Source organism: Flavobacterium sp., from assembly GCF_046155325.1.
Taxonomy (GTDB): domain Bacteria; phylum Bacteroidota; class Bacteroidia; order Flavobacteriales; family Flavobacteriaceae; genus Flavobacterium.
Genome location: NZ_JBJXDQ010000143.1, coordinates 1 through 3,331 on the forward strand (window position 1 = coordinate 1; position 3,331 = coordinate 3,331).

Sequence of the window (3,331 nt, forward strand, 5' to 3'; positions counted from 1 at the left end):
TTACAAATGCGGGATTAGTTTCTCCTAGTATGAAAACTACTTGGGATGGCAAACAAGATGCTTTAGGCTTTACACCTTACAACGCCACTAACCCTAGCGGTTATCAAACATTAGCTCAAGTAAACGCAAAGATTTCAGATGATGCTTGGGAAGTTGGAGCAGAAGGGCTTACAAATATAGCATCTTCTCAAAATGCTGTTTTTAATGGTATTGCAAACGTATTTGTTTATGCAGAATATCTTGATGATAACAAGCAACCCATTGCAGACGTACTAAGTAATACAACAGCAAGTTTCACAACAGCAAACGAAACTAAATTAGATGGTATTGCTACGGGTGCAACCGCAAATGATACAGATGCTAATTTAAAAGCAAGAGCAAACCATACAGGAACACAAACAGCGAGTACTATTTCAGACTTAAATTCAGTTTCAAGAGCGCAAACAGAAGCGGAGTTATTAGCAGGGGCAAATATAACAATTACACCATCTGGAACAGGTGCATCAAGACAATTGACTATTGCTTCGACAGGTGGAAGTTCTGCAATTGGAGCGTTTAAAATGTTAGCGAATAACACAAATGCAAGTGCTGTTCCGACTGAACAGGTTTATAAAGATGTAGCAGAACAATCTTTATCAGGAACTGGAATGATAGCGACTGGAGGAGCGTTACCAACGGGGACAAATACGCATTTTTTTAGATGGTCTCAAAAAGGTAATTTAGTGACTGTTAGAATAAATTTACAATTTCAGACAGCTGGAACTTGTAGCGGTATAGCAATACCATTTGCTAATATGGCAGACATACCACAAATACCACAACATGCAAATATATATGCAGGAGCTGGAGATGTTATTATTTATGGAGCTGGAAATCTTAATAATACAAAAACTTTTCCTTTATTTACCACTGCAATGGGGCTTTCTGGGATTAGAATAAAAACAATAGGTACGCCAAATACATACGAATTTGTAGTAGGTAGAACCTCCAGTTCTTACAATAATGGATGGATACATATTCAATACTATATATAAAATGAGACATATAAGACAAATTAACACAGTAGGTCAAGAATATTACGGAGTTGTAATAGCAGAAGAGCCATTCGAGCAACATCCTTCAATCGTAAATAACCCCGATTTATTTGAGATTTCGGAGGATGAGATTCCAGAACTTCATCAGTTTTTAAATCCTGATTTTACAATAAAATCGGTTACAAAATTACAGTTAAAATTAGCATTGATTGATTTTGGTATTATGCCTAGTTCTGTGCTTTTAGCTATTAATCAAATACAAAATCAAACGGTAAAAGAGACCTTTTTAACGCTATGGACTGATGCTGTTTTCTTTGAGCGAAATGACCCGAGCTTGATTTCAATGGCTAGTACATTAGGATTGACTTCGGTGCAAGTAGATACTTTGTTTAGATTAGCAAGTAAGAAATTATGATACAAATAATATTATTTTTTGTTGCTTATGTTTTATTTTTACCTTTGAGTTTATTGAATTACTTTTTTGTAGAGAATAAAAAAGGTTATTTTTTAAGTTCAGCACTAAATTTAGATAAATTTGCAAATAGGGAGTTTAGGACACTTTGGAATAAAGTTTTAAAAACCGATAAAGGGTATAAGTTTGGTAATATTGAAGAAACAATTTCGAGTGCATTAGGTAAAAATGAAAGAGATGGAACGCTTACAAAATCAGGAAAAGTTTTAGTTTGGGTATTAGATAAAATAGATAAAAACCATTGTTTTAAAAGTATAGATATCACATTATGAAAATAGTACAAGATATATTAATGGAGTGGGATAAAACTAGAAAAGAGTATTCGTATTCAATGAGAAGAATATCTATTGCTATTTCTTTTCCTTACGCTTTAATGATCGGTTATCGAATTTGTTTTTTTGAAAATGCAAATGCAAATTCTATCGAAGTGTTTAAAACTGTATTTTTATTTGTAACTTTGGGATTAGGATTGAATTTAGTATCATATATAAAAAATAATAAAGAGCCAGAGTCATAATGGAAATAAAACTTAAAAACGAAGTAACAGCACTTGTTAAAAAAGAAATCGAAGCACATTTTCCTAAAAAAGATTTTATAGAATTAAAAATGAATATGGAAACAGTAATGCGACACACTGCAAAAGACAAAAAAGACAGAGAAGATAACGCTGTACTTATGAGTTCTATAAGCAGTACTTTACAAAATATTGAAAAATCTTTAATACCCCATTCTTTAAATAATAACAAAGGATTGATTTCTGAATTTGCAGATGCTAAAATAGAGATTGAAAGATTAAAAGGCGTTCAAAAAGTGCATAGGGTTTATTTTGCACTTTTAGGATTTTTAATTGTTGGTAGTGGAGTCATAGGGCATTATACAAAACCTATTTTAAAAGAACAAACTGAAAAAGATAAATAATGAAAACATCACAAATCGGAATTGATTTAATCAAACATTTTGAAGGGTTGCACGATGGGGATTTAAAAACTATCGGTTTACAACCTAAAAAATGTCCTGCTGGAATTTGGACACAAGGGTACGGAAGTGCAATGAGAGATAAAAATGGAAACTTCCTAAAAGGTAACGTAATGCCAAAAGTTACCCTTACAGAAAAAGAAGCGGAAGTTTTATTAGCTAAAACTTTGGAAGTATTTGAAAATATCGTAATGCGAAAAATTAAGATTTTAATAAAACAAAATCAATTTGATGCTTTAGTTTCCCACGCTTATAACACTGGAGGTTCAGATACTTTGTTTAAATTAGTAAATCAAAAAGCACCATCAGACCAAATAAAAAAATGGTTTGAAACTAAATACATTACTAGCGGTGGTGTAAAACTTAACGGATTGATTGCAAGAAGAAAAGCAGAATCTAAATTATTTTTTCACGAATGAGAGAATTAATCGTATCAGCATTATTGGCAATCACAATCGTAACATTTATAATCTTAACAACACAATAAAATGGAAGTATTAAAATCATTATTAGGGGATTATTGGACTTATTTAGTAATTATAGTTTTATCTTTTTTGCTTTTTAAATCTTGTGAAAAGGTAGAAAGTAGTCAATTAGCTTTTGAACAACAATTAAAAATAAGTGATTTAAAGATTGAAAAATACGCTAATCGTATAAATACTTTAAATGATAGTTTGATTGTTTTAAACAAGCTAAAACAACGTGAAAAAATAAAGATTGTTGAGGTAATTAAAGAAGTAGAAAAGAAAATAAATGTAGTAGCTACTTTAGATACAAAAGGCATTGCCACATACTACCAAGAACGTTATAAATTACCTGTTACGATTACTCAGTACGGCACATCTTTACC

7 protein-coding genes are annotated in these 3,331 nt (G+C 31.4%); all 7 read left to right on the forward strand.

Annotated features, from left to right (window positions below; genetic code table 11):
* Positions 1–1,034, forward strand: a 1,034-nt coding sequence (locus tag ACKVOD_RS09930) for a hypothetical protein (RefSeq protein ID WP_409209315.1), incomplete at its 5' end; no start/stop codon positions are given.
* Position 1,035: 1 nt separating this feature from the next.
* Complete coding sequence (locus ACKVOD_RS09935) at positions 1,036–1,449, forward strand: hypothetical protein (protein ID WP_409209316.1); 414 nt, start codon at positions 1,036–1,038, stop codon at positions 1,447–1,449.
* On the forward strand, positions 1,446–1,778 hold the full coding sequence (locus tag ACKVOD_RS09940; RefSeq protein ID WP_409209317.1) for a hypothetical protein: 333 nt from the start codon (positions 1,446–1,448) through the stop codon (positions 1,776–1,778). Before ACKVOD_RS09935 ends, ACKVOD_RS09940 begins: the two co-directional genes overlap by 4 nt.
* Positions 1,775–2,023, forward strand: a complete 249-nt coding sequence (locus ACKVOD_RS09945; RefSeq protein ID WP_409209318.1) for a hypothetical protein — start codon at positions 1,775–1,777, stop codon at positions 2,021–2,023. The genes ACKVOD_RS09940 and ACKVOD_RS09945 overlap by 4 nt, the downstream gene beginning before the upstream one ends.
* Complete coding sequence (locus ACKVOD_RS09950; RefSeq protein ID WP_409209319.1) at positions 2,023–2,424, forward strand: hypothetical protein; 402 nt, start codon at positions 2,023–2,025, stop codon at positions 2,422–2,424. Before ACKVOD_RS09945 ends, ACKVOD_RS09950 begins: the two co-directional genes overlap by 1 nt.
* Positions 2,424–2,900, forward strand: coding sequence for a lysozyme (locus tag ACKVOD_RS09955; RefSeq protein WP_409209320.1), 477 nt, complete (start codon positions 2,424–2,426; stop codon positions 2,898–2,900). The genes ACKVOD_RS09950 and ACKVOD_RS09955 overlap by 1 nt, the downstream gene beginning before the upstream one ends.
* Before the next feature lie 69 nt (positions 2,901–2,969).
* On the forward strand, positions 2,970–3,331 hold a 362-nt coding region (locus ACKVOD_RS09960; protein ID WP_409209321.1), incomplete at its 3' end, for a hypothetical protein.

Excerpts from the sequence above, each read along its gene's own strand:
- ACKVOD_RS09940 (WP_409209317.1), top strand. The coding sequence starts at position 1,446 with ATGATACAAATAATATTATTTTTTGTTGCTTATGTTTTATTTTTACCT.
- ACKVOD_RS09945 (WP_409209318.1), top strand. The coding sequence starts at position 1,775 with ATGAAAATAGTACAAGATATATTAATGGAGTGGGATAAAACTAGAAAA.
- ACKVOD_RS09935 (WP_409209316.1), top strand. The coding sequence starts at position 1,036 with ATGAGACATATAAGACAAATTAACACAGTAGGTCAAGAATATTACGGA.
- ACKVOD_RS09955 (WP_409209320.1), top strand. The coding sequence starts at position 2,424 with ATGAAAACATCACAAATCGGAATTGATTTAATCAAACATTTTGAAGGG.
- ACKVOD_RS09950 (WP_409209319.1), top strand. The coding sequence starts at position 2,023 with ATGGAAATAAAACTTAAAAACGAAGTAACAGCACTTGTTAAAAAAGAA.